The sequence below is a fragment of the Aeromicrobium sp. SORGH_AS_0981 genome, assembly GCF_031453195.1.
In the GTDB taxonomy this organism is placed as follows: Bacteria; Actinomycetota; Actinomycetes; order Propionibacteriales; family Nocardioidaceae; genus Aeromicrobium.
This window is the reverse complement of record NZ_JAVIZD010000001.1, coordinates 3,427,163-3,453,950: the sequence shown is the minus strand read 5'-3', so window position 1 is coordinate 3,453,950 and position 26,788 is coordinate 3,427,163. Positions and strand designations below refer to the sequence as shown.

General features: G+C 73.0%; 28 protein-coding genes and 1 pseudogene. 18 read left to right on the top strand and 11 right to left on the bottom strand.

The window, feature by feature from the left end:
- Positions 1-10: 10 nt before the first annotated feature.
- Positions 11-601, top strand: coding sequence for a hypothetical protein (locus QE370_RS17015; RefSeq protein ID WP_309635084.1), 591 nt, complete (start codon positions 11-13; stop codon positions 599-601).
- A gap of 55 nt (positions 602-656) precedes the next feature.
- Here the strand turns inward: QE370_RS17015 and QE370_RS17010 are convergent, their stop codons facing one another.
- Positions 657-1,274: a hypothetical protein gene (locus tag QE370_RS17010; RefSeq protein ID WP_309635083.1), complete on the bottom strand. Its 618-nt coding sequence runs from the start codon at positions 1,272-1,274 to the stop codon at positions 657-659.
- A 96-nt stretch (positions 1,275-1,370) separates the two neighbouring features.
- On the opposite strand from QE370_RS17010, the gene QE370_RS17005 reads away from it, so the two are divergent.
- Positions 1,371-1,532: a DUF3117 domain-containing protein gene (locus QE370_RS17005; protein WP_019145023.1), complete on the top strand. Its 162-nt coding sequence runs from the start codon at positions 1,371-1,373 to the stop codon at positions 1,530-1,532.
- 17 nt (positions 1,533-1,549) lie between these two features.
- On the top strand, positions 1,550-1,879 hold the full coding sequence (locus tag QE370_RS17000) for a hypothetical protein (RefSeq protein ID WP_309635082.1): 330 nt from the start codon (positions 1,550-1,552) through the stop codon (positions 1,877-1,879).
- A 55-nt stretch (positions 1,880-1,934) separates the two neighbouring features.
- Here the strand turns inward: QE370_RS17000 and QE370_RS16995 are convergent, their stop codons facing one another.
- Entirely contained in the window at positions 1,935-2,564 is a 630-nt protein-coding gene (locus tag QE370_RS16995) for a class I SAM-dependent methyltransferase (protein WP_253027006.1), read from the bottom strand.
- A 192-nt stretch (positions 2,565-2,756) separates the two neighbouring features.
- Here QE370_RS16995 and sigE point away from each other — a divergent pair, with 192 nt between their 5' ends.
- Together sigE and QE370_RS16985 are read left to right on the top strand one after the other, a co-directional pair.
- The gene (sigE, locus tag QE370_RS16990) at positions 2,757-3,347 is read left to right on the top strand and encodes an RNA polymerase sigma factor SigE (RefSeq protein WP_067855790.1); all 591 of its coding nucleotides are present in this window, start codon (positions 2,757-2,759) and stop codon (positions 3,345-3,347) included.
- Positions 3,347-4,216 (top strand): hypothetical protein, encoded by an 870-nt coding sequence (locus tag QE370_RS16985; protein WP_309635081.1) that lies wholly within the window; start codon positions 3,347-3,349, stop codon positions 4,214-4,216. Before sigE ends, QE370_RS16985 begins: the two co-directional genes overlap by 1 nt.
- 33 nt (positions 4,217-4,249) lie before the next feature.
- Here QE370_RS16985 and QE370_RS16980 read toward each other — a convergent pair whose 3' ends face one another.
- From QE370_RS16980 to QE370_RS16965, 4 genes are read right to left on the bottom strand one after another with little or no spacing between them, the layout of a single operon-like run.
- On the bottom strand, positions 4,250-4,558 hold the full coding sequence (locus QE370_RS16980) for a sec-independent translocase (protein WP_253027007.1): 309 nt from the start codon (positions 4,556-4,558) through the stop codon (positions 4,250-4,252).
- A 19-nt stretch (positions 4,559-4,577) separates the two neighbouring features.
- Positions 4,578-5,744, bottom strand: a complete 1,167-nt coding sequence (locus QE370_RS16975; RefSeq protein ID WP_253027000.1) for an Mrp/NBP35 family ATP-binding protein — start codon at positions 5,742-5,744, stop codon at positions 4,578-4,580.
- Positions 5,745-5,793: 49 nt separating this feature from the next.
- A complete protein-coding gene (locus tag QE370_RS16970; protein ID WP_374208332.1) occupies positions 5,794-6,420 on the bottom strand; it encodes a DUF1003 domain-containing protein in 627 nt (208 codons plus the stop codon).
- Entirely contained in the window at positions 6,413-7,690 is a 1,278-nt protein-coding gene (locus tag QE370_RS16965; RefSeq protein ID WP_253027001.1) for a magnesium transporter MgtE N-terminal domain-containing protein, read from the bottom strand. The genes QE370_RS16970 and QE370_RS16965 overlap by 8 nt, the downstream gene beginning before the upstream one ends.
- A gap of 168 nt (positions 7,691-7,858) precedes the next feature.
- On the opposite strand from QE370_RS16965, the gene QE370_RS16960 reads away from it, so the two are divergent.
- Positions 7,859-9,376, top strand: coding sequence for an OFA family MFS transporter (locus QE370_RS16960; RefSeq protein WP_309635080.1), 1,518 nt, complete (start codon positions 7,859-7,861; stop codon positions 9,374-9,376).
- A 30-nt stretch (positions 9,377-9,406) separates the two neighbouring features.
- Here QE370_RS16960 and fdhD read toward each other — a convergent pair whose 3' ends face one another.
- The 5 genes from fdhD to QE370_RS16935 form a co-directional block, all read right to left on the bottom strand.
- Positions 9,407-10,228: a formate dehydrogenase accessory sulfurtransferase FdhD gene (fdhD, locus tag QE370_RS16955; protein ID WP_253027003.1), complete on the bottom strand. Its 822-nt coding sequence runs from the start codon at positions 10,226-10,228 to the stop codon at positions 9,407-9,409.
- A complete protein-coding gene (locus tag QE370_RS16950; protein ID WP_309635079.1) occupies positions 10,225-10,509 on the bottom strand; it encodes a DUF6457 domain-containing protein in 285 nt (94 codons plus the stop codon). The genes fdhD and QE370_RS16950 overlap by 4 nt, the downstream gene beginning before the upstream one ends.
- The gene (locus tag QE370_RS16945; RefSeq protein WP_309635078.1) at positions 10,509-11,084 is read right to left on the bottom strand and encodes an NTP transferase domain-containing protein; all 576 of its coding nucleotides are present in this window, start codon (positions 11,082-11,084) and stop codon (positions 10,509-10,511) included. Before QE370_RS16945 ends, QE370_RS16950 begins: the two co-directional genes overlap by 1 nt.
- On the bottom strand, positions 11,081-13,507 hold the full coding sequence (locus tag QE370_RS16940) for an FdhF/YdeP family oxidoreductase (RefSeq protein ID WP_309635077.1): 2,427 nt from the start codon (positions 13,505-13,507) through the stop codon (positions 11,081-11,083). Before QE370_RS16940 ends, QE370_RS16945 begins: the two co-directional genes overlap by 4 nt.
- A gap of 104 nt (positions 13,508-13,611) precedes the next feature.
- Positions 13,612-14,712, bottom strand: coding sequence for an alpha/beta hydrolase fold domain-containing protein (locus QE370_RS16935; protein ID WP_309635076.1), 1,101 nt, complete (start codon positions 14,710-14,712; stop codon positions 13,612-13,614).
- Between the two features lie 113 nt (positions 14,713-14,825).
- Here QE370_RS16935 and QE370_RS16930 point away from each other — a divergent pair, with 113 nt between their 5' ends.
- The 12 genes and pseudogenes from QE370_RS16930 (at position 14,826) to QE370_RS16875 (ending at position 26,715) form a co-directional block, all read left to right on the top strand.
- The gene (locus QE370_RS16930) at positions 14,826-16,211 is read left to right on the top strand and encodes a wax ester/triacylglycerol synthase family O-acyltransferase (protein ID WP_309635075.1); all 1,386 of its coding nucleotides are present in this window, start codon (positions 14,826-14,828) and stop codon (positions 16,209-16,211) included.
- Between the two features lie 123 nt (positions 16,212-16,334).
- Positions 16,335-17,201 carry a DMT family transporter gene (locus QE370_RS16925; RefSeq protein WP_309635074.1) on the top strand — a complete coding sequence of 289 codons (867 nt, stop codon included), beginning with the start codon at positions 16,335-16,337 and terminating at the stop codon, positions 17,199-17,201.
- Positions 17,202-17,309: 108 nt separating this feature from the next.
- A complete protein-coding gene (locus tag QE370_RS16920; protein ID WP_309635073.1) occupies positions 17,310-18,503 on the top strand; it encodes an acyl-CoA dehydrogenase family protein in 1,194 nt (397 codons plus the stop codon).
- A 1-nt stretch (position 18,504) separates the two neighbouring features.
- Entirely contained in the window at positions 18,505-19,401 is an 897-nt protein-coding gene (locus QE370_RS16915) for an alpha/beta fold hydrolase (protein WP_309635072.1), read from the top strand.
- 27 nt (positions 19,402-19,428) lie between these two features.
- Positions 19,429-22,038 (top strand): DEAD/DEAH box helicase family protein, encoded by a 2,610-nt coding sequence (locus QE370_RS16910; RefSeq protein WP_309635071.1) that lies wholly within the window; start codon positions 19,429-19,431, stop codon positions 22,036-22,038.
- A 61-nt stretch (positions 22,039-22,099) separates the two neighbouring features.
- Positions 22,100-22,594, top strand: coding sequence for a general stress protein (locus QE370_RS16905; protein WP_067855831.1), 495 nt, complete (start codon positions 22,100-22,102; stop codon positions 22,592-22,594).
- Positions 22,595-22,662: 68 nt separating this feature from the next.
- Entirely contained in the window at positions 22,663-23,706 is a 1,044-nt protein-coding gene (locus tag QE370_RS16900) for a MaoC family dehydratase (RefSeq protein WP_309635070.1), read from the top strand.
- Entirely contained in the window at positions 23,706-24,278 is a 573-nt protein-coding gene (locus tag QE370_RS16895; protein WP_309635069.1) for a histidine phosphatase family protein, read from the top strand. Before QE370_RS16900 ends, QE370_RS16895 begins: the two co-directional genes overlap by 1 nt.
- Before the next feature lie 9 nt (positions 24,279-24,287).
- A pseudogene (locus QE370_RS16890) lies at positions 24,288-24,383 on the top strand (PHP domain-containing protein); the annotation flags it as partial.
- A 77-nt stretch (positions 24,384-24,460) separates the two neighbouring features.
- The gene (locus tag QE370_RS16885; RefSeq protein ID WP_309635283.1) at positions 24,461-25,114 is read left to right on the top strand and encodes a phosphatase; all 654 of its coding nucleotides are present in this window, start codon (positions 24,461-24,463) and stop codon (positions 25,112-25,114) included.
- A 461-nt stretch (positions 25,115-25,575) separates the two neighbouring features.
- The gene (locus QE370_RS16880) at positions 25,576-26,037 is read left to right on the top strand and encodes a hypothetical protein (RefSeq protein WP_309635068.1); all 462 of its coding nucleotides are present in this window, start codon (positions 25,576-25,578) and stop codon (positions 26,035-26,037) included.
- Positions 26,038-26,067: 30 nt separating this feature from the next.
- Positions 26,068-26,715 carry a TetR/AcrR family transcriptional regulator gene (locus tag QE370_RS16875; RefSeq protein ID WP_309635067.1) on the top strand — a complete coding sequence of 216 codons (648 nt, stop codon included), beginning with the start codon at positions 26,068-26,070 and terminating at the stop codon, positions 26,713-26,715.
- The last annotated feature ends 73 nt before the right edge of the window (positions 26,716-26,788 follow it).

The window sequence follows — 26,788 nt, the reverse complement described above, 5'->3', positions numbered from 1 at the left end:
CCCTGGCGCCATGACCAGCTCCCGTCCCGCCGATCGACGCAGCCACCGCTCCGTGCGGACCCTGGCCGCCGTCGTGCTCATCGTGTCCGCCCTCGTCGCCGGCGCGGCGGCGATCGTGGTCTCGACCGTCGTCGCCCTCGCGGCCGCGGTCGTCTACGCCGTGACGGCCTGCTCCGTCGCCGCCCGCCTGCTCGCCAACGAGACCGCCCAGGTGCGCCGCGACTGGGCGCGCGACCGAGCCACCGCCGCCCACGACCGCAGCCGCGAGGCCACACGTCGCGGCCGTGAGCAGATCGCGTTCGCCGAGACCATGACCGGCAAGGTCGAGCGTCGTGACGAGCGGATCGCCGCGCTCGTCGCCCAGGTCGAGGCCGCCGAGGCCGCCCTCGCCCAGGCCGAGGCGGCGCACGCCGCGGCCGAGGAGCGCACGGTCCTGCTTGACGGCGACCTCGCGCAGACCCGGTCCGCGCTCCAGAGCACGCGCGCCGAGGTGCGCCGGCTCCGCGACGAGCTGGCCGCCAGCCAGAGCGCCGAGCTCGAGGCACGCACCGAGCTGCTCGCCTGGCAGGAGCAGGCCGAGGAGCGTCGCCGGCTCGCCTGAGCCCGACCGTCCCTCCCGCGTCCGGCTCCCGCCCAGCACCCGGGATCGGCCCGCCTCAGTCGTGCAGGTCGACCACGGCCCGCAGCCGCGCCTCGTCGGCCAGCGCCGCCACGACGTCGCCCGTGCGCTCCCAGGTCGCGAGCGCGCGCAGCACGGCCGCACCGCGGCCGGGCCTCGCCGCCACCCGTGCCACGAGCTCCTGAGCCGCCGTCGCAGGATCGTCGTCCACGACGTCCAGAAGCCCGACCCGCGCCGCCTGGACGCCGTCGAGGTCGACGGGGTCGAGCAGCAGCCGTCGGGCCACCGCACCGCCCACCAGCCGCGGCAGGCTCGCGCTCGTGCCGCCGACGAGCGGCTCGACCCGCAGCACGACGTCACGGGAGGCGACCCGCAGGTCCGACGCCAGCGCCACCGCCGCCGCGTGGCCCTCGACGCTGCCGTGCAGGACCGCCACCACCGGCACCGACGCGTCGGCGACGGCGACCACCTCCTCGTCGGACCAGGACGCCGAGCCGCCGTCGACCACGAGCAGGAGCGCCCGGAGGCCCGGCGTGGTCAGCGCGGCGCGGACCTGCTCGTGCGCGGGCACGGAGCCGCGGTCGCTCGAGCACGGGTCGAGCTCGACGACACCGTCGGTGGCCGGGGGAGCGCCGTCGGGAGCGGGAGGGGTCACGAGGTCCTTCGTGCCGGTTGGAACTGAGAAGGGGGCATGAGAGATACTAGGCGCCTGAGGAGACCGGACGGCGGTCACCGAATGGAAGGGGAACCCATGGCGGCCATGAAGCCTCGCACCGGTGACGGACCGATGGAGGTCACCAAGGAGGGGCGCTGCATCGTCATGCGCGTCCCGCTCGAGGGCGGAGGACGTCTGGTGGTCGAGCTCAACAACGAGGAGGCGGCCACCCTCGGCGACGCCCTCAAGGCTGTCTGAGCTTGTACGGTCTCACGATGCGCTGGTCCCTGGCCGGCGCTCCGTCAGGGACCCTCGAGCGTCTGCGCGAGTACGTCGAGGACGTCAGCTTCGCGAAGTTCGCGGGTCTGGAAGGGCTGCGCTTCAAGTCGTGGCGGGCCCGTGAGGGCGAGTGGTTCGAGGGGACCTACGTCTTCGTCGACGCCCGGTCGCGCGAGGCGTTCCAGCAGGCCATGGAGGCCGGCCGTGCCGACCTTCCCGGCACGACCATCATCGGGCGCGAGCCCGAGCTGATCGAGGCGTGCGAGATCGTCGCGGTCGTGCGGGGACCGGCGGGCTTCCGGTCCTCGGCCTCGTTCGAGCGCTGACCCGACCCGCCCTGCACGCGCTGGTCCCGCGCCCGGCCCGACGGCCGGGGGCGGGTCAGCCGACGCGGCGCGCGGCCAGCAGGCCGTCGCCGACGGGCAGCAGGGTCGGCACCAGGCGCTCGTCGGTCGCCGCCTGCGTGAGCAGCTCGCGGATCGCGACCGTCTCGGCGTCGCGACGCTCGGGGTCGGCCACCCGGTCGTGCCAGAGCGCGTTGTCGAACACGACGACGCCACCCGGGCGCACGAGGCGCAGGGCCTGCTCCAGGTACTCGCCGTACTCGACCTTGTCGCCGTCGACGAACACGAGGTCGTAGCCGTCGTCGGTGAGCCGGGGCATGACGTCGAGCGCCGAGCCCGCGATCAGGCGGAAGCGCTGCGGTGCGAAGCCGGCCGCGGAGAACACCTGACGGGCGTGCCGCTGGTGCTCGGCCTCGAGGTCGACCGACGTGAGGACGCCGTCGGGCGCCATGCCACGCAGCAGCCACAGGCCCGAGACGCCGGTGCCGGTGCCGACCTCGGCGACCGCGCGGGCGTCGAGCACGGAGGCCAGGAAGCGCAGGGTGGCGCCGCCGGCCGGACCGATCGGGGTCACACCGACCTCGTCCGCGCGTCGACGCGCCTCGGCGAGGTGGTCGTCCTCGTCCTGGTAGCCCTCGACGTACTGCAGGCTCGCTTCGCTGGTGATGATGGCTCCTCGGCTGACCGGGCCGGACGGGTACCGGCTCGGTCAGAAGCATAGTGAGCGCAGGCCCTCCCGTGCCGCTGCACCGCCGGGCGGGATCCGTGTCGCGCCGGCCCACGCGACCCGGGATGATCGAGGGGGAACCGTCAGCGTCCTCTGGGCGTTCTCTCAGGAGACGACGGAACGATCGACGACATGAAGGACGACGACGTGAGCATGCAGGCCGCGACCCTGGAGACGGGCGCCGACCTGTCCTGGGACCGCATCGTGGAGGAGCACTCCCCGCGGGTGTACCGCCTCGCCTACCGGCTCACCGGCAACCGGCAGGACGCCGAGGACCTCACGCAGGACGTCTTCGTCCGCGTCTTCCGCTCGCTCGACCGCTACGAGCCGGGCAACTTCAACGGCTGGATCCACCGGATCACGACCAACCTGTTCCTCGACCGGGTCCGCCGCTCGAGCAAGCTGCGCATGGACGGCTTCACCGACGGCGCCGAGGACCGCCTCGAGGGCCGCGAGCAGCTGCCCGAGGCGTTCGTGCACGACGCCGGCTTCGACCCCGACATCGAGGCCGCCCTGTCCTCGCTCACCGAGGAGTTCCGTGTCGCGGTGGTGCTGTGCGACGTCGAGGGCCTCTCCTACGAGGAGATCGCCGACGTCCTCGGCGTCAAGATCGGCACCGTCCGGTCCCGGATCCACCGCGGGCGCACCCAGCTGCGTCAGGCGCTGGCCCACCGTGCGCCGACCGCCGGTCGTACCCGTGTCTTCGGAGCCCTAGGAGCCTGATGGCCCACCTGGACGCCGACGTCGCCGCCTTCGTGGACGGGCAGCTCTCGCCCGACGCCACGGAGGCGGCCTCACGTCACGTCCAGGACTGCGCCCGCTGCCGCGAGGCCGTCGCGCAGCAGCGGCACCTGAAGATGCGCATGCAGGCGACGTGCGACGTCCGACCGCCGGCCTCGCTGCTCGCCTCGCTCTCGGAGCTGCCCCGCACGCCGGCGCCGCAGCCCCCGCCCCTCTGGACGCGGGTGCTCCACTCGGCGGTCTGGGGCGCGAGCGGCGTCGTGGTGGGCGCCTCGCTCGCCGTCGTGCTGATGGCGTACGTGGCGGGCGCCCCCGGCCGTGGTCTGGGCGACGCCGTGGTGCCGCCGGTCGACACGTACGCCGCCGACTTCCGGGCGGCAGCCGTGGGCGGGGGCGACACCGCCCGCCCCGTGAGCAACGGGCAGGACATCATGACGACCGCCCGCATGGCCGACCTGACGGCCAACGGCTGGCCCTGCCACGGCACCCTCGGTCACGACCTCGAACGGGTTGAGGGGCGGTTGCAGGCCGAGGGCGCCGTCAGCCTCACCTACACCGACGGCACGGGCCGCCTGGAGCTGCACGAGCAGACCGGGGCGCTCGACACCGAGCGGCTGCACGGCTTCGCGCAGCGCCGGCTGGGCGACCACGAGGTCTGGGTCCGGGACCAGCCAGGGATGCGGACCGTCGTCTGGGACGCCGAGGGCGTGGTCTACACGGTGGTGACCGACGTGGACGACGCGCGACTCGTGCCCGCCCTCGGCGACCTCCCGGCCGCCGCGCCGCGGCCGGGTCTGCGCGAGCGTGTCGGCCACGGGCTCGACCGGCTCACGGGCTGGCTCACCGTCTGAGCCCGTCCGCTCCCGGCGGGGGCGGACGTCGGCTCAGGTGGCCTCGTCGTCGTGGGGCGGGACCTCGCCCGGACGCAGGATGCGGTCCTGACGGACGGGCGCGGGCTCTCCGGGCTGGTCGAGGACGTGCCGGCGGACGACCTCGCGCGGGTCGAGGTCGCGCAGGTTCAGCTCGGAGAAGTCCTGGCCCATCTCGCGCCCGAGGTCGTTCTTGGCGTTCTCGGCCATCTGGCGGACCGTGCGGACGAACTGCCCGGCCTGCTTGGCCATGCCAGGCAGCTTGTCGGGGCCGAACAGCAGCAGACCGACGACGAGGATCAGGCCGATCTCCGGCCAGCCCATCCCGAGCACGTCGGGTGCCTCAGAGTCGACCGACGGGGGCGAGGCCCAGCTGCATGCCGGCCAGGCCTCGGGAGCGTCCGGTGAGCGAGTCCGCCACCTGCTGCAGGACCTTCGCCGACTCGCTGCCCGGGTGGGTGGCCACGATCGGGCGACCGTCGTCGCCACCGACGCGCAGCTGCTCCTCCAGGGGCACCTTGCCCAGCACCGGCACGTCGTGCCCGAGCCGCTCGCCCAGGGTCTTCGCGACGGCGTCGGCGCCGCCGCTGCCGAACACCTCGAGGCGCTCGCCGCCCGGCGTGACCAGGTAGGACATGTTCTCGACGATGCCCACGACGCGCTGGTGCATCATCGAGGCCATCGTGCCGGCGCGCTCGGCCACCTGGGCGGCGGCCTGCTGCGGCGTCGTGACCACGACGACCTCGGCGTTGGCGAGGTGCTGGCCCAGGCTGATGGCCATGTCGCCCGTGCCAGGCGGCAGGTCGAGCAGCAGCGCGTCGAGGTCGCCCCAGAACACGTCGCTGAGCATCTGCACGAGCGCGCGGTCGAGCATCGGGCCGCGCCAGGCGACGACCTGGTCGCGCTTGGGCTTCAGCATGCCGATGCTCATGACCTTGACGTCCGGCGCGCCGGGGGAGTCGGGGACCTCGACCGGCACCGGCAGGATCATGTCGTCGACCTGGGTGGGCCGGCGGTCGCCGACGCCCATCATGTCGGGGATCGAGTGGCCGTAGATGTCGGCGTCGACGATGCCGACCTTCAGTCCGCTGCGGGCCATGGCGACGGCCAGGTTGACCGTGACCGACGACTTGCCGACCCCGCCCTTGCCCGACGCGATGGCGTACACCTTGGTCAGCGAGCCGGGCTGGGCGAAGGGGATCTCGCGCTCGGTCTGGCCTCCCCGGAGCATCTCGCGCATGCTCTTGCGCTGCTCGTCGGTCATGACGCCGAGGTCGACGTGGACCGTGTGTGTGGGGGCGATCTTCTCGACAGCGGCCGTGGTGTCACGCGTCAGCGTGTCCTTCAGCGGGCAGCCGGAGACGGTGAGCAGGAGACGGACCGTGATCGACGTGTCGTCGATCGTGACGGTGTCGACCATGCCGAGCTCGGTGACAGGACGCTTGATCTCGGGGTCGACCACGCTGGCGAGAGCCTCGCGGACCTGCTCCTCGGTGGGGACGGAAGCCATGGCTCCCATCGTACGGGCGACCCCCGCACCGGTGTGCCGCAGGCGAGCCTCAGTGACCGCGAGGACCGGAGCGGCCCCGTCCGCGGACGTCCGGGCCGGCCTCGGGGCTGCCGTCCTCGCCGTCGTCGGGCTGCTCCTGCAGCGACTCGAGCAGGTCGCGCAGCTCCGAGCGCAGGAAGTCGCGCGTGGCGACCTCGCCGAGGCCGAGCCGCAGGCTCGCGACCTCGCGGGCGAGGAACTCCATGTCGGCGTGCGACTGGGCGTCGGCGCGGCGGTCCTGCTCCTGCTGCACGCGGTCGCGCGCCTCCTGGCGGTTCTGCGCGAGCAGGATCAGCGGTGCCGCGTAGGACGCCTGCAGCGACAGCATGAGCGTGAGGAAGATGAACGGGTACTCGTCCCAGCGCGGCCGCTCCGGGCCGTAGGGCACGTTCCACACGACCCAGACGAGGATGAGCATCGTCATCCAGATGAGGAAGCGCGCCGTGCCCATGTAGCGGGCGAACGACTCCGCGAAGCGGCCGAAGCGGTCGGTGTCGCCCGAGCGCGGCCGCAACGTGCGCCGCCGTCCGCGCTCGCGGGGCTGGTCGAGGCGGTCGCGGTCGCGGCGCGCCTGCTCGCGGTCGCGTCGCGCCTGCTCGCGGTCGTGGCGGCCGCCGTCGCGGGAGCGCTCAGCCACGCTGACCCACCCCCTGCGGGGTCTCGTCGCGCGTGCGGTCGCTGTCGCGCTCGCGCCAGCCCTCGGGCAGCAGGTGGTCGAGGACGTCGTCGATGGTGACGACGCCCAGCAGGTGGCTCGTCTCGTCGACCACGGGGAGCGCGAGCATGTCGTAGGACGCGAGCAGGTTCGCGACGTGCTCGAGGCTGGCGTCGGGCCGGGGCCAGTCGATGTCGTTGTCGGCGAGACCTCCGACGAGCGTCGACGGCGGCTCGCGCAGCAGGGCCTGGAAGTGCACGATGCCGAGGAAGCGACCGGTCGGCGTCTCCAGCGGCGGGCGGCACACGTAGACCATCGACGCGAGCGCCGGTCCCAGCTCGGGCTCGCGCAGCCGGGCCAGCGCCTCGGCGATCGTCGCGTCCGGCGGGAGGATGACCGGCTCGGTCGTCATCATGCCGCCGGCCGTGCGGTCCTCGTAGGTCAGCAGGCGCCGCACGTCCTCGGCGTCCTCGGGCTTCATGAGCGCGAGCAGCTGCTCCGACGTGGCGGGCGGCAGCTCGCCAAGCAGGTCGGCCGCGTCGTCGGGGTCCATCTCCTCGAGGACGTCGGCCGCCCGTTCGGGATCCAGGACGCCGAGCACCTCCACCTGGACGCTGTCGGGCAGCTCCTCCAGGACGTCGGCGAGCCGCTCGTCGACCAGCTCGCCCACGATCTCGGCGCGGCGCTTCGTCGGCAGGTCGAGCAGGGCGTTCGCCAGGTCGGCCGGGCGCATCTCGTCCATCGTGGCCAGCAGGTGCGTGGCGCCCTGGCCGGGCTCCTGGCCGACGAGGCCGGTGACCTCGTCCCACTGGACCACGTGGGTCGCGCCGCGCCGTCCGAACCGCTTGCCCGACTCCTGGACGGCCACCGACCCGAGGTACCAGTCGCGGCGGGTGTCCTGCTCCATGGCCAGGTCGTAGACGGTGCCGGTGCGCGCGTCGGGCAGCGTGACGGTGCGGTCGAGCAGCTCGTGGATCGCCAGCGTCTCGGTGCTCCGCTTCTCGAAGCGCCGCATGTTGAGCACCCCGGTGGTGATGACCTGGCCGGAGTCGAGCGAGGTCACCCGACCGATCGGCAGGAACACCCGGCGGCGCCCGAGCACCTCGACGACGAGGCCCACGACGCGCGGTCGGCGGGGGCCCCGCAGCGCCACGACGACGTCGCGCAGCTTGCCGACCTGGTCGCCCGCGGGGTCGAAGACGTCCTGTCCGACGATGCGCGACAGGAAGATGCGTCCGGGGCTCGAGGTCACCTGCCCAGGGTAGAGGCTCGACGTCGTGCGGCCCGCCCGCCCGGTCCCGGCCGTACGCTCCCGGCCGTGCCCCGGTCGCCGCCCGACGCGCGGACCGGCCGGTCCTCTCGTACGCTTCGAGACGCACGTCACAGGCGGCCTGGCCGTCCCACCAGACGAGGGGGAACCATGTCCACGAGCGTCCTGGCCCGGGAGCGCACCGTCGCCGGCCCCGGCTTCAACCGCTGGCTCATCCCGCCGGCCGCGCTGGCGGTGCACCTGTGCATCGGCCAGGTGTACGCGACCAGCGTCTACAAGGCCTCGCTGGTCGAGCACTTCGACACCAGCCTGACCGCGGTGGGCGTCGTCTTCTCGATCGCCATCGTCATGCTGGGCGTGTCGGCGGCCGTCTTCGGCACCTGGGTCGACACCGGCGGACCGCGTCGCGCGATGGTCGCGGCCGCCACCTGCTGGGCCACCGGCTTCCTCGTCGGCGCGCTCGGCATCGCGACGAGCCAGCTGTGGCTGCTGTACCTCGGGTACGGCGTGATCGGCGGCATCGGACTTGGCATCGGCTACATCTCGCCGGTCTCGACCCTCATCAAGTGGTTCCCGGACCGCCCCGGCCTCGCGACCGGCATGGCGATCATGGGCTTCGGCGGCGGCGCGATGATCGCGAGCCCGCTGTCGAGCACGCTGCTCGGCTGGTACGACTCCTCCTACGACACCGCCACCGGCTTGGCCTCCGGCTCGGCGGTGGCCAAGCTGTTCGTGACGCTCGGCCTCGTGTACCTGGTCGTGATGCTGTTCGGTGCGTGGCTCGTGCGGGTGCCTGCGGACGGGTGGGCGCCGCGCGGCTTCGACCCGTCGACCGTGAAGAAGAAGGCGCTCGTCACGACGGAGAGCGTGTCGGCCAACAACGCCGTCCGCACGCCGCAGTTCTGGCTGCTCTGGGTGGTGCTGCTCTGCAACGTGACCGCCGGCATCGGCATCCTGGAGCAGGCCGCGCCGATGATCCAGGACTTCTTCCGCGAGGGCCAGGACTCGACGGTGGCGGCAGCCGCCGCGGCCGGCTTCGTCGGCTTCCTCTCGCTGTGCAACATGGCGGGCCGCTTCGTGTGGTCCTCGACGTCCGACGTCGTGGGCCGCAAGAACATCTACGTCCTCTACCTCGGCGTCGGCATCGTGCTCTACGCGACGCTCGCGCTCGGCGGCTCGGGCTCGACCGTGCTGTTCGTCGTCCTCGCCGGGTTCATCCTCAGCTTCTACGGCGGCGGCTTCGCGACGATCCCGGCGTACCTGCGCGACCTGTTCGGCACCTTCCAGGTGGGCGCCATCCACGGCCGTCTGCTGACCGCCTGGTCCGCGGCCGGCGTGGCGGGACCGCTGATCGTCAACGGCTTCCTGGACGCCAGGGGAGAGCCGGGAGCCCTCACGGCGGCCGACTACCGTCCGGCCTTGCTCACCATGGTCGGTGTGCTCGCCGTCGGCTTCGTCGCCAACCTCCTGGTGCGGCCGGTGGCGTCGCGCTTCCACGAGCCGCACGGCGCGGAGCCGACCGCCGAGCACACGCCGGCCTCCGCGCAGGGCGAGGACACGACCGCCGAGGGCGTCACGCCGCTCGCGGTGGTGGCGTGGCTCGTGGTCGGGGTCCCGCTGGTCTACGGCGTGTACGAGACCGTCGTGAAGGCCTCGGCCCTGTTCTGAGCGCCGCGGCGCCCGGCCCGGGCGCGTCGGTCAGGCGACGACGCGCTCGGGCCGGGTGTAGACGTTGAAGCTGCTGCCGCGCGAGAAGCCGACCACGGTCACGCCCAGCCGCTCGGCCAGGTCGACCGCGAGCGACGACGGCGCGCTCACGGCGGCCAGCACCGGGATGCCGGCCATGGCCGCCTTCTGCACCAGCTCGAACGACGCCCGCCCCGACACCTGCAGCACCGTGCCGGTGAGCGGGAGGCGGTCCTCCCGCAGCGCCTGGCCGACGACCTTGTCGACGGCGTTGTGCCGGCCCACGTCCTCGCGCACCACGAGCGGCGTGCCGTCGGTGCCGAACAGCCCCGCCGCGTGCAGGCCGCCGGTGCGCTCGAACACGGCCTGCTGCTCGCGCAGCCGGTCGGGCAGGGCGGCGAGCACGGCGGCGTCGACCTGCACGTCGTCCGCCGCCACGTCGAACGCCGAGGTCGTGGCGACGGCGTCGATCGACGCGAGGCCGCAGACCCCGCACGAGCTCGACGTGTACACGTGCCGCTCCCGGCTCGCGGCGACGAGCGCACCCGGACCGCTGACGCCGACGTCGATGACGTTGTAGGTGTTCTCGTCCTGCTCCGGCGCGCAGTACCGCATGGCGTGCAGCTGGTCGGTGCGTGCGACGACGCCCTCGGAGACGAGGAAGCCGGCGACCAGGTCGAAGTCGTGGCCGGGCGTGCGCATGGTCACCGCGAACGACGCGCCGGCCACGCGGATCTCGAGCGGCTCCTCGGCGGCGAGCGAGTCGTGCCGCGGCGTCACGCCCACACCGACCTCGACGTGCTGGATCCGGCGTCGCTGGACGGGCTTCGTCATGACGGCGACCCGGTGGGGTCGTCCTCGTCGCCGCCACGGGTCTCGGCGAGCAGCTGTGCCTGTGCCACGACGCGCCGGACGGCGTCCTCGCCGCCTCCCGCCAGCCCGGCTGCGTACCCCGCCAGGAAGGTGGTCAACGGTGCTGCCGGGCGGACCACGGCGTGCGCGGCGACGGCGGCGAGCTCGAGGACCCGCTCCGCGTCGGTGCCGGGGTCGTCGACGCCCAGCTCCGAGCACAGCTCGTGCCACCAGGTCTGGATGGTCTCGTCGCGGTCGCGCATCAGTGGTCCTCCTGCAGGGCGTCGAGGTCGGCGGGGGAGTCGAGGTCGTGCGTGGCGCCGTCGGGGGAGGGGACCAGCACGACGTCAAGGTGGTCGAAGAGGTGTCGCAGCGACGCGTCGACGAGGTCGGGCAGCGCGCGGACCACGTCGGCGGCGTCCGCCGAGAGCAGGGCCGACGTCCAGTGGGCGCGGCCTGTGGCGTCGGCCACGACGAGCGCCCCGCCCGGGCGTGGGGCGTCCAGCAGGGCGTCGACGAGCTCGGCCGCCCGGGGCAGGTCGGCGGCGAGCACCACGACGGGCGCGCCCGGCGCCAGCGCCCGGAGCCCGGCCTGGACGCCGGCCGCGGGTCCCGAGCCGGCGGGGTCCTCACGCGTCCACCCCACCGGGCGCGACGTGGGGCGTGGTGGCCCGACGACCACGACGTCGGTGTCGTCGGGCAGCGCCGCGAGCGCGTGGTCGAGCAGCGGCCTGCCGCCGACGACGAGCTGCGTCTTGTCCTGGCCGTCCCAGCGCTGGCTGGTGCCACCGGCCAGGACCACGGCCTGGAGGGAGCGGCTCGGCGTGGAGGCGGTCACGACAGGTGCAGGGGCTCCGGCTGCGGATGCGACCGGTGCTCGCCGTCCGCGCCGACCGGGTGCTGCGTCCCGTCGGCGCCCTCGCCCACGCCGCCGACGGCGGTCGGGACGAGCCGGACGACGACCGACTTCGACGTCGGCGTGTTGCTGTGCTCGGCGACGGAGTCCAGCGGCACCAGCGGGTTCGTCTCCGGGTAGTAGGCCGCCGCCGTGCCGCGCGGGGTCTCGTAGGAGACGATCCGGAAGCCGGGGGCCACCCGGTCGACGTCGTCGTCGGTCCAGTGGGTGACGAGGTCGACCACGTCGCCGTCGCGCCAGCCGAGCGCCTCGATGTCGTCAGGGTGGACGAGGACGACACGTCGACCGTTCTCGATGCCGCGGTAGCGGTCGCTCATGCCGTAGATCGTGGTGTTGAACTGGTCGTGGCTGCGCAGCGTCTGCAGCAGCAGGTGCCCCTCGGGCACGTGCAGGACCTCGACCGGTGACACGGCGATCCGGCCCTTGCCGGTGGAGGTGTGGAAGGTGCGGGAGTCGCGCGGCGGGTGGGGGAGCACGAAGCCGCCGGGGCGGTCGACCTTGCGCTCGTAGTCCTCGCAGCCGGGCACGACGCGCGAGATGTGGCCACGGATGATGCTGTAGTCCTCTGCCATCGCGTCCCAGTCGATCCCGTGGCGATCGGTGCCGTCGTCCTGGCGCAGGGTCGCCCGGGCGATGCCGCAGATGATCGCCGTCTCCGAGCGCAGGTGCGGGCTCGCGGGCTCGAGCGGTCCGCGCGACGCGTGCACCGAGGACATGGAGTCCTCGACCGAGACGAACTGCGGACCCGTCGCGCGCTCGTCGACCTCGGTGCGTCCGAGCGTCGGCAGGATGAGCGCGGTGTCGCCCGTGACCAGGTGCGAGCGGTTCACCTTGGTCGACACGTGCAGCGTGAGGTCGGCGCTGCGCAGGGCGTCGGCGGTGACGTCGGTGTCGGAGACGGCGTGCACGAAGTTGCCGCCGAGGCCCATGAAGACCTTGGCCTTGCCGTCGCGCAGGGCGCGCACGGCGTCGACGACGTCGAGCCCGTGCTCGCGCGGCGGGTCGAAGCCGAACTCGGCCTGGAGCGCGTCGAGGAAGGTGTTGGGGGACTTCTCCCAGATGCCCATCGTGCGGTCGCCCTGCACGTTGGAGTGGCCGCGCACGGGACACAGGCCGGCGCCGCGCTTGCCGATGTCGCCACGGACGAGCGCGAGGTTCGTGACCTCCTTGATGGTGGCCACCGAGTTGCGGTGCTGCGTCAGGCCCATCGCCCAGCAGTAGATGGTCGCGCCGGAGGCCTCGATCATCCGCGCCGCGCGCTCGATCTCCTCGCGGGAGAGGCCGGTGGCGGCCAGCACGACGTCCCAGTCGAGGGCGCGCACGTGCTCGACCCACGCGTCGTAGCCGTCGGTGTACTGCTCGACGAACTCCCGGTCGATCGCGCCCCACTGCTCGAGCAGGTGGCCGAAGGCCTGGAACAGGGCGAGGTCGCCGTTGATGCGCACGGGCAGGTGCAGGTCGGCGATGTCGGTGCCGCGACCCACGACGCCCCTCGGCTTCTGCGGGTTGCGGAAGTTGACGAGACCGGCCTCGCGCAGTGGGTTGATGGCGAGGATCTTCGCGCCACGCCGCTTCGCGATCTCCAGCGCCGAGAGCATGCGCGGGTGGTTGGTGCCGGGGTTCTGGCCGGCGATGACGATCAGCTCGGCGTCGTAGAGGTCGCGCAGGCTCACGCTGCCCTTGCCGATGCCGATCGACTCCGCGAGCGCGACGCTCGTCGACTCGTGGCACATGTTCGAGCAGTCGGGCAGGTTGTTGGTGCCGAACGCGCGGACGAACAGCTGGTAGGTGAACGCCGACTCGTTCGACGCACGGCCGGACGTGTAGAAGACGCCCTCGTCGGGGGACGCGAGACCGTTGAGGTGCTCGGCGACGAGGACGAACGCGTCGTCCCACTCGATGGGCTCGTAGTGCGTGGCTCCCGGACGCTTCACCATCGGGTGGGTGATGCGGCCGAGCTGGCCCAGCCAGTACTCGTCGTGGGAGTCGAGCTCGGCGATGGAGTAGCGGGCGAAGACCTCGGGCGTCGCCCGCGCCGTGGTGGCCTCCTCGGCGACGGCCTTCGCGCCGTTCTCGCAGAACTCGGCCGCGTGACGGGCGTCGGGGTCGGGGTCGGGCCAGGCGCACGACGTGCAGTCGAAGCCGTCCGCCTGGTTGAGCTTGAGCAGCGTCTGGGCGGTGCGCTTGGGGCCCATGTGGGAGAGCGCGCGCTCCATCGACACCTTGACGGCCGTGACGCCGGCCGCTGCGTCCTTCGGGGAGTGGATCTCCAGCTCGCTGTCGTCCTGCGCGCCGAACCCCTCGACGACCGGGGCGGTGCCCGGTCCTGCCGTCCCGTTGCTCACGATGCTGCCTCCCGGTGCGTGCCTGCGGTCACGTTCGACCGTACCCGCTGGACCACCGGGGCGCCCGTCGCACGAGCCCCCGCGCGCGAGGGCTCGAGGCGCGGTCAGACCGCCGCGACGCCGGCGCGCGGGGTCGCGGCGCCGACCGTGGCGGTCGCCCTCGTGAGCGAGTCGCCGGCGCCGGACTCCTGCCCGGCGAGGCCGGTGACGAACTCGCCGATCTCCTCGATCGCCGCGCGCGCCTCCGGCACCCACGAGGCCGCGGCCTGGAAGACGTGCACCTGGCGGTCCCAGACCTGCAGGTCCACCGGCACCCCGGCCTGCACCAGGCGTGCGGCCATGTGCTCCGCGTCGGCGAGCAGGATCTCGCGCGACCCGATCTGGATCAGCGCCGGCGGCATGTCCTCGAGGGGCATGTTGACGGGGCAGACCCGCTGGCCGTTGATCCCTCGACGGGTGTCCATGCGCAGCGCGACGTCGGTGAACTTCTCCAACGCCCGCAGCGGGAAGGTCTGGCAGCGGTCGGCGTTGCGGTGCTGGCGCTTGCGCGACGCGTCCACGTCGAGCAGCGGCGAGAGGGCCACGACGCCCGCGGGGCGGCCGAGCCCCTGGTCGAGCACGGCCCGCGCGACGCTGAACGCCAGGTAGCCGCCGGCGGAGTCGCCGGCGATCGTCACGTCCTCGGGCCGGTAGCCCTGGTCCAGCAGCCAGCGGAAGCCGTCGACGCCGTCGGCCACCGACTCGGCGATGGGCTCGTAGGGCATCTGGCGGTAGCCCACGTTGAGCACGGGCTGGGCGGAGGCGTGCGAGATGCGGGACACGAGCCGACGATGGGTGTTCAGGCCGCAGGTCAGGAAGGCGCCGCCGTGGAAGTAGAGGATCACGCGCGGGTTGCCGCCGTGGATGTCGCGCACGCCCTTGGCCGAGAGCAGCTCGCTGCCGCAGCGGGCGAGGTCGACGGTGCGCCAGCTGGTGCCCTCGTGCACGGGGAGCAGACGCGCGGCGTGCTCGAGCAGGTTGGGCGGGAACAGGTCGAAGGGGAGTCGGGTCCACAGGTCGAGGACGGGACGCACGGTGTGCCGCAGCCCCAGCCCGAGCGCTCGCGACTGCAGGCTCGCACCCTCCACGTAGCGCGCGTCGGCGGCGACGGACAGGTGTCCGCCCCCGTGCGTCCGGGCCTTCTTGCGCTCCCTGGTGCCGACCATCGACCTCTCCCCTCGTCATGCGACGTTCACGAATATGTCACACCCGGTGACCTACGCCACACGAAATCGTTACGTTAGCGCCACCGCCCCGTCTGCCGCAGGAGATTGATCGCATGCCCTTCATGCCCCCCACGGACTCCATGTTCCTGTTGGCGGAGTCCCGAGAGCACCCCATGCACGTGGGTGGGCTGCAGCTGTTCCGCCCCCCGGAGGGCGCGGGACCGGAGTTCGTGCGCGAGCTCGTGGAGGGCTTCCGGTCGGTGCAGGACGTCTCGCCGACGTTCCGCAAGCGGCCGGCCGAGCCGGTGGGCCTCGCCGGTCAGACCTGGTGGGCCCAGGACGGCGCGATCGACCTCGACTACCACGTGCGGCACTCGGCGGTCCCGCCGCCGGGGCGCATCCGCGAGCTGCTGCAGCTCACGTCGCGCTGGCACGGGTCGCTGCTCGACCGGCACCGACCGCTGTGGGAGGCGCACGTCGTCGAGGGCCTGCAGGACGGGCGCTTCGCCGTGTACAGCAAGATCCACCACTCGATGGTCGACGGGGTGTCGGCCCTGAGGCTGCTGCAGCGCAGCCTCAGCGACGACCCGGACGCGCGCGACTGCGTGCCGCCGTGGGCGCTCGCACCGCGGCGTCGCCCGTCGACGGAGGTCGCGCGCCGCTTCCCGGACCCGCTCGGCCTGCTGCGCGGCGGGCTCTCGGTCGCCGAGGACGTCGCCGGGCTGCTGCCGGCGTCGATGAAGATCGTCAACCAGATCGTCCGCGAGGGCGACGTCACGCTGCCCCGGGCGCCGCGCACCATCCTGAACGGTCCCGTGGGCGGGGCGCGTCGTTTCGCCGCGCAGTCGTGGGAGATCGAGCGGATCCGCCGCGTCGCGAAGTCGTCGGCGACGACGCTCAACGACGTGGTGCTCGCGATGGTCTCGGGGGCGCTGCGGGAGTACCTGCTGGAGCAGAACGCCCTGCCCGACGAGCCGATGACCGCGATGGTCCCGGTCTCGCTCGCCCTGCGGGCCGAGTCGGCGGGCCAGGCCGGCGACGGTGGCAACTCCGTCGGGGTCATCGTGGTCAACCTCGCGACCGACGTCGAGAACGGTCCCACCCGCCTCGAGGAGATCGCCTACTCCTCGCGGCGGGCGAAGAAGATCCTGGGCGGGCTCACCCCGATCCAGATCCTCGCCTTCTCGGCGCTCCAGATGGCGCCGCTCGCGCTCACGCCCGTGCCCGGCTTCGTGCGCATGACGCACCCGCCGTTCAACGTGGTCATCTCCAACGTGCCCGGTCCGAAGCAGCCGATGTACTTCAACGGCGCCCAGCTCGACGGCCTCTACCCGGTCTCGATCGTGCTCGACGGTCAGGCCGTGAACGTCACGCTCTGCAGCCGCGACAAGTACCTCGACTTCGGCATCATCGGCTGCCGCACGAGCGTGCCGCACCTGCAGCGGCTGCTCACCCACCTGGAGACGTCGCTCGCCGAGCTGGAGACCGCCTGGGGCTGATCCACCGGCGGCGGGGAGCGGGCTGCGAGGCCCCTAGACTGCGGCCATGACGTCAGGGAGCGGGCGCCAGGGCGCCGCAGCGCGTCGCTCGGCGGTGCACGGGTCCGGGCGACGGCACCCCGCATGACCCTCCTGCTCACGGTCGTCGGTCTGCTGGGCGTCAGCGCGTCGGGGCCGCTCATGACGGCCACGGCGGCGCCGGCGCTCGTCATCGCCTTCTGGCGCAACGCAGCCGCGACCGTCGTGCTCGCGCCGTTCGCGGTGGGCAGCCGCACCGCGCTCACGGGCCTGCGCTGGGCCGACCTGCGCGGCACGGTCTTCGCGGGCGTGATGCTGGCCGTGCACTTCGCCGCCTGGGTCGGGGCACTGAAGCTCACGACGGTGGCGGCGGCGACGGCCCTCACCTCCACCCAGTTGGTCTGGGTGGTGCTCGTGGACCGGCTGCGTGGCGTGCGTCCGGGACGCGCGGTGCTCCTCGGCTGCGTCGTCGCGTCGGTCGGGGTCCTGGTCGTGTCCGGCGTCGACCTGACGGTCTCGCGCCGTGCCCTCCTGGGCGACCTGCTCGCGATCGTCGGCGGGCTCGGCGCCGCGCTGTACCTGGTGGCGGGGGAGTCCGCGCGACGCCGGCTCAGCACGACCCACTACACCACCTTCTGCTACGGCACCTGCGCCACGGTGCTCGCCGTCGCCTGCCTCGCCACCGGCGCGTCCTTCGTGGGCTACGACGCGCACGTGTGGCTGCTGCTGGCGGCGGTCACGGTGTGTGCCCAGCTGCTGGGGCACTCGCTGTTCAACCACCTGCTGGCCGTCATGAGCCCGACCGTCATCTCGCTCGTCCTGCTCCTCGAGGTGCCGGGCGCGGCCCTGCTGGCCGCGGTGTTCCTCGGCCAGGCGCCCCCGGTGGGCGTGTACGTCGGTCTCCTGCTCGTGCTGGTGGGCCTCGCGGTGGTCGTGCGGGCGCGGCGGACGCCGGTCGAGCCGGTCGCCTGACGTCGCCGCTCCCGCCACCCTGTGCGACGGCTCACGGGGAGTCCTGCGGTGCTGGACGTTACTCGCGGGTATCGTCGGCGTGTCACCCACGAGACGGAGGAACAACGCATGGGACGCCTCGCCAGCACCGAGAACCTCACCGAGGAGCAGACCGCGATCCTCGAGACCATCCGCGACTTCGTGGACGAGAAGATCATCCCGGTCGCCCAGCAGCTCGAGCACGACGACGAGTACCCGACCGAGATCATCGAGGGACTCAAGGAGCTCGGCGTCTTCGGCCTGACGATCCCCGAGGAGTTCGGCGGACTCGGCGAGTCGCTGCTCACCTACGCGCTGGTCGTGGAGGAGATCGCCCGCGGCTGGATGAGCGTCTCCGGCGTCATCAACACCCACTTCATCGTCGCCTACCTGCTGCAGCAGCACGGCACGGAGGAGCAGAAGCAGAAGTACCTGCCGAAGATGGCCGTCGGCGAGGTCCGGGGCGCGTTCTCCATGTCCGAGCCGGGTCTCGGCTCCGACGTGTCGGCCGTCTCGACCAAGGCGACGAAGAAGGACGACGGCTCCTACTCGATCACCGGCCAGAAGATGTGGCTGACCAACGGCGGCACCTCGACGCTCGTCGCGGTGCTCTGCAAGACCGACGAGGGCGCCGACTCGGTCTACAAGAACATGACCACGTTCCTCGTGGAGAAGGAGCCCGGCTTCGGCGAGACCGCCCAGGGCGTCACCGTGCCGGGCAAGATCGCCAAGATGGGCTACAAGGGCGTCGAGACGACCGAGCTCATCCTCGAGGACCACCAGATCTCCGCCGACCAGATCCTCGGCGGCGAGCCGGGCAAGGGCTTCTTCCAGATGATGGACGGCGTCGAGGTCGGCCGCGTCAACGTCGCGGCCCGCGCCTGCGGCCTCGCCATCCGTGGCTTCGAGCTGGGCATCGCCTACGCGCAGCAGCGCAAGACCTTCGGCAAGCAGATCGCCGACCACCAGGCCGTCCTCTTCCGCCTCGCGGAGATGGCCACCAAGGTCGAGACGATCCACGCGATGATGGTCCGCTCCGCACGCCTGAAGGACACCGGCAAGCGCATGGACGTCGAGGCCGGCATGGCCAAGATGCTCGCGAGCGAGTACGCCAACGAGGTCGTCGAGGACTCCTTCCGGATCCACGGTGGCTACGGCTACTCCAAGGAGTACGAGATCGAGCGCCTCATGCGCGAGGTCAAGTTCATGCTCATCGGCGAGGGCACGTCCGACATCCAGAAGATGATCATCGGGCGCGCGCTGCTCAGGGACTACAAGCTCTGACATGAGCGTGCGCGAGGACGTCACGTTCGCGTCGCAGGGCACCTCCGTCGCCGCCTGGCTCTACCGGCCGGACGGCGACGGGGGAGCCGCTCGACCCGTGATCGTCATGGCGCACGGCCTCGGCGGTGTGCGCGAGATGCGTCTCGACGCGTTCGCGGAGCGGTTCGCCGAGGCCGGCTACGCGTGCCTGGTCTTCGACTACCGGCACTTCGGGGCCAGCGACGGACAGCCGCGCCAGCTGCTGTCCGTGCGTCGTCAGCGGCAGGACTGGGCGGCCGCCGTCGCGTTCGCGCGCACGCTGCCCGGCGTCGACGCCTCCCGCACCGTGCTGTGGGGCTCGTCGTTCTCCGGCGGGCACGTCATCGCCGTGGCCGCCGACGACCCGTCGGTCGCGGCCGTCGTGTCGCAGTGCCCGTACACCGACGGACTGGCCTCCAGCCTGGCCGTCGCCCCCTTCACGTCGCTGCGCGTGACGCTGCGGGCGCTCCGCGACCTCGTGGGCAGCTGGTTCGGGCGTCGCCCCCGCAGCATCCCGCTGGCCGGCGAGCCGGGCACCGTCGCGCTGATGACGGCCCCCGACGCCGTGCCGGGCTACCTGGCGCTGGTGGAGGAGGGCTCGACCTTCCGCAACGAGGTCGCCGCCCGCGTGGCGCTCGACATCGCGCTCGGCCGGCCCGGGGCGAAGGCGCGTCGGCTGCGCTGCCCGGCACTGTTCGTCGTGTGCGAGCGCGACACGGTCGCGCCCGCGCGGGCCACGCTCAAGCACGTCGAGAGGGCGCCGCGGGGCGAGGTGGTGCGCCGCGACGCCGGACACTTCGACATCTACGTCGGCGAGGAGTTCGAGACGACGGTGCGCGACGAGCTCGCGTTCCTGCGACGGCACGTCCCGGCGACCTGAACCGGCCGGCCGGGCGATGATGGGCGCATGACCGGCCCGTTCGCGCTGCGCCGCTTCCAGGCCGAGGCCCTCGCCGCCGTCGAGCGCGCGCGCACCGCAGGTCGGCGCAGGTCATGGGTGTCGCTGCCGCCCGGCGCGGGGAAGACCGTGCTCGGGACCGAGCTGGTGGCGGCGCGGCTCGCCGCCGAGCGGCGCCGGGCCGTCGTGCTCGCGCCCAACACGGCGATCCAGGCGCAGTGGATCGCCACCTGGGCGCGCTACGGCCTCGGGTCCGCGAGCCCGGACCGCGACCTCGCCGCCGACGTGACCGTCCTGACCTACCAGGCGATCGCGACCTTCTCGCCGGACGACGAGGACGACGACGGCGCAGGGTCGGCCCGTGGGACGGGCCCGCTCGTGGACCGGCTCCACGAGAACGGCCGCGCGCTCGTGGCCGCGTTGCGCGAGGCCGGTCCGCTGACCGTCGTGCTCGACGAGTGCCACCACCTCCTCGAGACCTGGGGGGCGCTGCTGCGCGAGGTGCTCGACCCGCTCGAGGACGTGCTGGTCCTCGGCCTCACCGCCACGCCGCCCGGCGTGCTCTCGCGGCGACAGGCCGAGCAGGTCGAGGAGCTGTTCGGCGACCTCGCCTACCAGGCCTCGATCCCGGCGGCGGTCCGCGAGGGCGACCTCGCCCCGTTCGCCGAGCTGGCCTGGCTGGTGCGGCCCTCCGCCGAGGAGGAGGCGTGGCTCGCGTCGTCGGCGGTGCGGTTCGCCGAGCTGACCACCGAGCTGCTGAGCCCCGGGTACGGCTCCGTGCCGCTGCTGACCTGGTTCGACCGGAGGATCGGCGAGCTGCCCGTCCCGTGGACCACCTTCGAGCGCGACGATCCGAGCCTGGCCACGGCGGTGCTCCGGCTCGTGCACGCCGACCTGCTCGACCTCCCGCGCGACGCCGTCCTGCGCGAGCAGCACCGGACCGACCTGACCGCCGAGGACTGGGCCCGGCTCGTCGACGACTGGGTGCGCGGCTGCCTCGCCCGCAGCGACGTCGACGCCGACCGCGGCGTGCTCGAGGACCTGCGCCGCGCCATGCCGGGCATCGGGTTCCGCGTCACGCGGCGTGGGGTCAGCGGGGCCGGGTCCCCGGTCGACCGTGTGCTCTCGCGCAGCGCCGGCAAGATGCGCGCGGCCGCCGCGGTGCTGCAGGCCGAGCGGGACGCGCTGGGCGAGCGGCTGCGCGCGGTCGTCGTGTGCGACCACGAGCGAGCCTCGCCCACGTCGTCGCTCGTGCTCCGCGACGCACCCGCCGAGCACGGGTCGGCGCTGGAGGTCATGGACGCCCTCCTCGACGGCGGCTTCGAGCCGGTGCTGCTCACCGGACGCACCGTCGCGGCCGGCTGCGCCACGGCGCGGCGTCTCGTCGAGGTGCTGCGCCGGATCGCCCCGGAGCTCGAGCTGCGCACCGAGCCGCTCGAGGGCGCCGAGGACCGGCTGCTCCGTCTCGTGGGCCCCTGGACCAGCCGACGGTGGACGCCGCTGGTCACCCGAGCCTTCCAGGAGGGCCACTGCGACGTCCTCGTCGGCACCCGCGCGCTGCTCGGCGAGGGCTGGGACGCACCGCGGGTCTCGACGCTGGTCGACCTGTCCACCGCGTCGACGACGTCGGCCGTGACCCAGACGCGCGGCCGGGCGCTGCGCACCGACCCGACGTGGCCCGACAAGGTCGCCACCACGTGGAGCGTCGTCTGCGTCGCGCCCGAGCACCCGGGTGGCGACTCCGACTGGCGCCGCTTCGTGCGCAAGCACGACGGCTACTTCGGCGTCGACGACGACGGGCAGGTCGTCTCCGGCGTCGCGCACGTGGACGCCCGCTTCTCGCCGTTCGTCCCGCCGGATCCCGACCTGTTCGACGTCGTCGCGCTCGACATGACGCAGCGCGCAGGGGAGCGCGACGTCGTGCGGGCCCGCTGGCGCGTCGGCGAGCCGTACCGCGACGAGGTCCGGCGCGCGATCCGCGTCCGCCCGGACGACGTCGCAGAGGGTGTCCGCGCGGAGCCCGCGACGATGCCCGCACCCGAGCCGCCGTGGGCGCGGATGGGTGAGGACGGTGTCGTGTCCACCGGTCGTTCCGCGCGGCTGGAGCCGTGGGACGCCGCACGCGAGGCCGCCCGCGACCCGGGCCTCGCGGCCCACGCGTGGGTCGTCGCCGACGCCATGGCCCAGGGCGGTCTGGGTGGTCCCGGGGCGGTGGGGGTGCGTGCGGTGGTCGACGCGACCGGCACGTACCGGTTCGAGCTGGACGCCGACGCGGCTGCGGCCTCGACCTTCGTCGACCTCGTGGAGGAGCTGCTGGGGCCGCTCGTCGCACCCCGCTGGCTGGTCGCGCGTCACCAGGCGCCACCGCCGTCCGCGGGCACGGGCTGGCGCGTGCTGCTCGGCCGTGCCCGACCCGTGGCGCGCACCTGGTACGCCGTGCCGACGGAGCTGGCGCGCAACGTCCAGCGGCGTCGTGCCTTCGCGGCCGCCTGGGCACGGTGGTTCGGCCCGGCGGAGGTCGTCGCGTCGACGTCGCCGGCGGGGGAGGCCGCGCTGACGTCGGCCTACGGCACCACCCCGCTCGACGTCGTGACGCTGCTGCGCTCGAGCTGGTCGTGAGCGTGCGTCCGCGGGTCGGAGGTCCGTGGGCGACCAGGACGCTGCGTCCTAGACTGGCGGCATGCCTCCCGTCAACCAGGGTCTCTTCACGCTCGAGTTCCCGCAGTCGCTCGGTGTCTACGACGACTACGCCACCGCGCAGAAGGTCGTCGACCACCTGTCCGACCAGGAGTTCCCCGTCCAGAACCTCCTCGTCGTCGGCACCGACCTCAAGCAGGTCGAGCGCGTCACCGGGCGACTCACGACCAGCCGCGTGGCCGGCGCAGGTGCTGCCTCGGGCGCCTGGCTCGGTGTGTTCGTCGGCCTGCTGCTGAGCCTCTTCAGCAGCGAGAGCACCCTCCTGCAGAGCGTCGTCGGCGGGCTCGGCATCGGCATCGTGTTCGGCGTGGTCTGGGCCCTGCTCGGCTACGCGGCCACCCGCGGCCGGCGCGACTTCAGCTCCGTCAGCAGCGTCGTGGCCACGAAGTACGAGGTGCTGGTCGAGCACAAGCACCGGGCCCGGGCCCAGGAGCTCATCGCCGACCTGCCCGAGGCGCGCCAGAACCCCTTCGCCTGACCGTCCCGCGGCCCCGCGCCGTGCCCCTCCGCCCCGCCGACGGCGGTGGGGCGCGACCCAGGAGAGCCATGACCAAGACCAACCCCGGCAACTTCTTCGAGGACTTCCGTGTCGGCCAGGTGATCGAGCACGCCACGCCGCGCACGATCACCGACGGTGACCGCGCCCTCTACGGCGCGATCTACCCGACCCGGTTCGCCATCCCCTCCTCGGCCGAGTTCGCCGCCTCCGTCGGACTGCAGGACCACCCCGTCGAGGACCTCGTCGCCTTCCACGTCGCGTTCGGCAAGACGGTCCCCGACGTCTCGCTCAACGCCGTCGCGAACCTCGGCTACGCCGAGTGCCGCTTCCACCGTCCGGTGCTCACCGGCGACACGCTGCGCACGAGCTCGGAGGTCATCGGCCTCAAGCAGAACTCCAACGGTCGCACCGGCGTCGTCTACGTCCGCTCGACCGCCACCAACCAGCGGGGCGAGGTCGCGCTCGACTGGGTGCGCTGGGTCATGGTGCACAAACGTGACGCCGACGCACCCGCCCCGGAGACCGTGGTGCCCGAGGTGGCCGAGGTCGTCGCGCCCGACGACCTCGTGCTGCCCGCCGGCCTGGACTTCTCGGCCTACGACACCACCGCGGCCGGCGAGCCGCACCGCTTCGACGACTACACGGTCGGCGAGACCATCGACCACGTCGACGGCGTCACGCTCAGCGAGTCCGAGCACATGATGGCCACCCGGCTGTGGCAGAACACGGCCAAGGTGCACTTCAACACCGAGGCCCGCCCCGACGGTCGACGACTCGTGTACGGCGGCCACGTGATCTCGCTGGCCCGTGCCCTGTCCTTCAACGGCCTGGCGAACGCGCAGCTCGTCGCCGCGATCAACGCCGGCTCGCACGTGGCGCCCGCGTTCGCCGGCGACACCGTGTATGCGTGGTCGGAGGTGCTCGACAAGGCCACCCCGGCAGCCTGGGAGGGCACCGGGGTCGGCGCGCTGCGGCTGCGGCTCGTCGCCACCAAGGGACGCGACGAGACGACCACGCTGCGCGGCGACGACGGGAAGTACGCCGAGGGCGTGCTCCTCGACCTCGACCTCTGGGCCCTGGTGCCGCGCTGATGGGTGCCACCCTGGTCCTGGTGCGGCACGGGCAGACCGAGTGGAGCCTCGCGGGTCGGCACACCGGTCGTACCGACATCGAGCTGACCGCGGCGGGGGAGGCGACGGCGAAGGCCCTCGCCCCCGCGCTGGCGGACGTCGACTTCGACCTGGTGCTCACCAGCCCCCGGCTCCGAGCGCGGCGCACGGCCGCGCTCGCCGGCTTCACGGAGGCGACGATCGAGGACGACCTCGCCGAGTGGGACTACGGCGACTACGAGGGACTCACGACGCCGCAGATCCGCGAGTCGGTGCCGGCCTGGACCATCTGGGACCACCCGGTGCCGGGCGGCGAGACGGCCGACGAGGTGGGGGCCCGGCTCGACCGGGTGGTCGAGCGCGTGCGGGCGACGGACGGCCGGGTGCTCGTCTTCGCCCATGGCCACAGCCTGCGGGTGCTGGCCGCGCGCTGGCTGGGCCTGCCCGTGCAGGACGGACGCATCTTCGACCTCGACACCGCGACCTACTCCGTGCTGGGCGACGACCGCGGCCAGCCCGTGGTGCAGCGCTGGAACGTCGGCCCGACCCTCTAGCCTGACCTCGTGAGGATCGATCTCCACACCCACTCCAACCGCTCCGACGGGACCGACACGCCCGCCGAGCTGGTGGTCAACGCGGCGCTCGCCGGGCTCGACGTCGTCGCACTGACCGACCACGACGCGACCACCGGCTGGGACGAGGCGCGTGCTGCGGGCGAGCGGGAGAGGGTGTCGTGGTGGTGCCGGGCATCGAGATCTCCACGACGTTCCACGGCGAGAGCGTGCACCTGCTGGGCTACGCCTTCGACCCGGCGCACCCGCCCCTGGTCGAGGAGCTGGAGCGGGTGCTGGGGGGCCGTGACCAGCGCCTGCCGCGCATCCTCGCGCGGCTGGCCGAGCACGGGATCGACATCACCGAGGAGGACGTCGCGCTGCAGTCGGGGGCGGCGGCGGCCTCAGGACGTCCGCACATCGCCGACGCCATGGTCGCGAAGGGCTACATCGGTCACCGCGACGAGGCGTTCCAGGGCTGGCTGAACAGCCGCGGTCGCGCGTACGTCGAGCGCTACGCCGCTCCGTTGCTCGACGCGGTGCGACTGCTGAAGGACGCCGGTGGCCGGGCGGTCGTCGCGCACCCGTGGTCGCGCGGCAGCGACCGGGTGCTCACGGCCGACGCCTTCGAGGAGCTGGCGGCCCTCGGCCTCGACGGCATCGAGGTCGACCACGTCGACCACGACGCCACCGCCCGTCGCGGCCTGCGCGACGTCGCCCGCGCCCTCGACCTCGTCGTCACCGGCTCCAGCGACTACCACGGAACAGGCAAGTCGTCGGCCTTCCACCTCGGCGCCAACCTCACCGACCCGGGGGAGTACGAGCGCCTCCTCGGCTGACCCCTCCACGGTGGATCCGCCACCTCCTGAGCGCTCGTGAGGTGGCAGATCCGCCGCCGACTGAGCCAGGCGTGGCAACGATGCTTCCTTCTCGTGGACCGTGCCGCGAGAAGGGAGAATCTCGTGTCTCCCCAACGCAAAGGGCACCCAGGATTCTTCGTTCACGCGGGCGAGGCCGAACGCCTCTGCCTTCACGACGGGATCCCGTAGCAAACGCAGCATCCTTGGCCCTGTGACGCGCGAACGCAGAATCCTGCGTCCACCCCAGCACCCATCCACAGCCCGAGACCCCAGACCAGCGCCGTCGCCAGTCGCCCGGTCGAGGCCCTCTCGGAGCGCAGGCCGGTGAGGAGCCGGGCCGACGCGCCGGAGGGTCGACGAGAGCTCGCCGAAGGCTCTTGAGCATCTGCTCAAACTCTGTCATGCTTCAACTGAGCAACCGCTCAAAAAAGGAGGCACGCATGGACACCCCGACGACCACCCGACCGCCCACCGGCACCGACGTGATCTGTCGCGTCTGGCTGGGAGGACTGTGCTGGGGCCCGGTGACGGCCGCGGGGGTGGTGCTCGGCTGGATGGTGTCCGGGGCCGTCCTCGACGGAGTCAGCGTCGCCGACCTCGACGAAGGGGTGGCGATGCTGCTGATCCTGATGGTCATCGCCGTACCGATCGGGCTGCTCACCGGACTCGTGGCGGGCCTGCTCGCCGGCCTGCTGCTCGTCGCCGTCCGCCCGCTCGGCGACGTCGCGCCCTGGCTCGTCTGCGCCGTCACCCTGGTTGGACTGGCCCTTGCGTGCAGCGCCTTCACCGGACCCGGGAACGAGTTCACGTTCGTCCTCGCCGTCCCGGTCTGCCTGCTCTCCGCCTGGCCGGTGCTCCACACGCTCCGGAAGGCGCTGCGCCCCACGACGGCACGTCGATGACGTCGTCGACCACGCGGCTAGGCTCGGTGCGTGAGCGACGACCCCCGCACGCTGGCCACCCGGCGCCGACTCGTCGACGCCACGATGCAGACCATCCGCGAGCAGGGCATGGCGAAGCTGTCGGCCCGCACCATCGCCGCCACCGGCGGCGTCAACCAGGCGCTGGTCTTCTACCACTTCGGCACCGTCGACGGGCTCGTCGCCGAGGCCTGCCAGGTGCTCACCGGCGAGCGGGTGGACCGGCACCGACCGGCGCTCGACGCGGTCACCACGTGGGCCAGCCTCATCGACGTCGCCGAGCAGGTGCGTGCCGACGAGCGTGAGGAGGGCAACGTGGCCGTCCTCGGCCAGATCCTCGCCGCCTCCCACGGCAACCCCGACCTCGCGACCGCCGCGGGTCGGGCGATCGGGCTGTGGACCGGCGCGGTCCGCCCCACGCTCGAGCGTCTGCTCGCGACGTCGCCCGTGGGCGAGATCTTCGACGCCGACGTGCTCACCGACCTCGCGGCGTCGGCCTTCGTCGGCATCGAGCTCATGGAGCCCACCCGGACCGGGGGGAGCCGGCCGGCCGACGACCCGCTCGCCCGTCTGCGGCCCGTCGCCGAGCTGCTCGACGGCCTCGGGCCCATCGCCCGCCGAGCCGTCCGCGGCGTGCTCCGCGGCACCCAACGCACCTGACCCCCACCCATCCCCGACTTGTGGACACCTGCGGGGCACTCGAGGTCGTCGACGTGCCCCGGAAGGGTCCAGA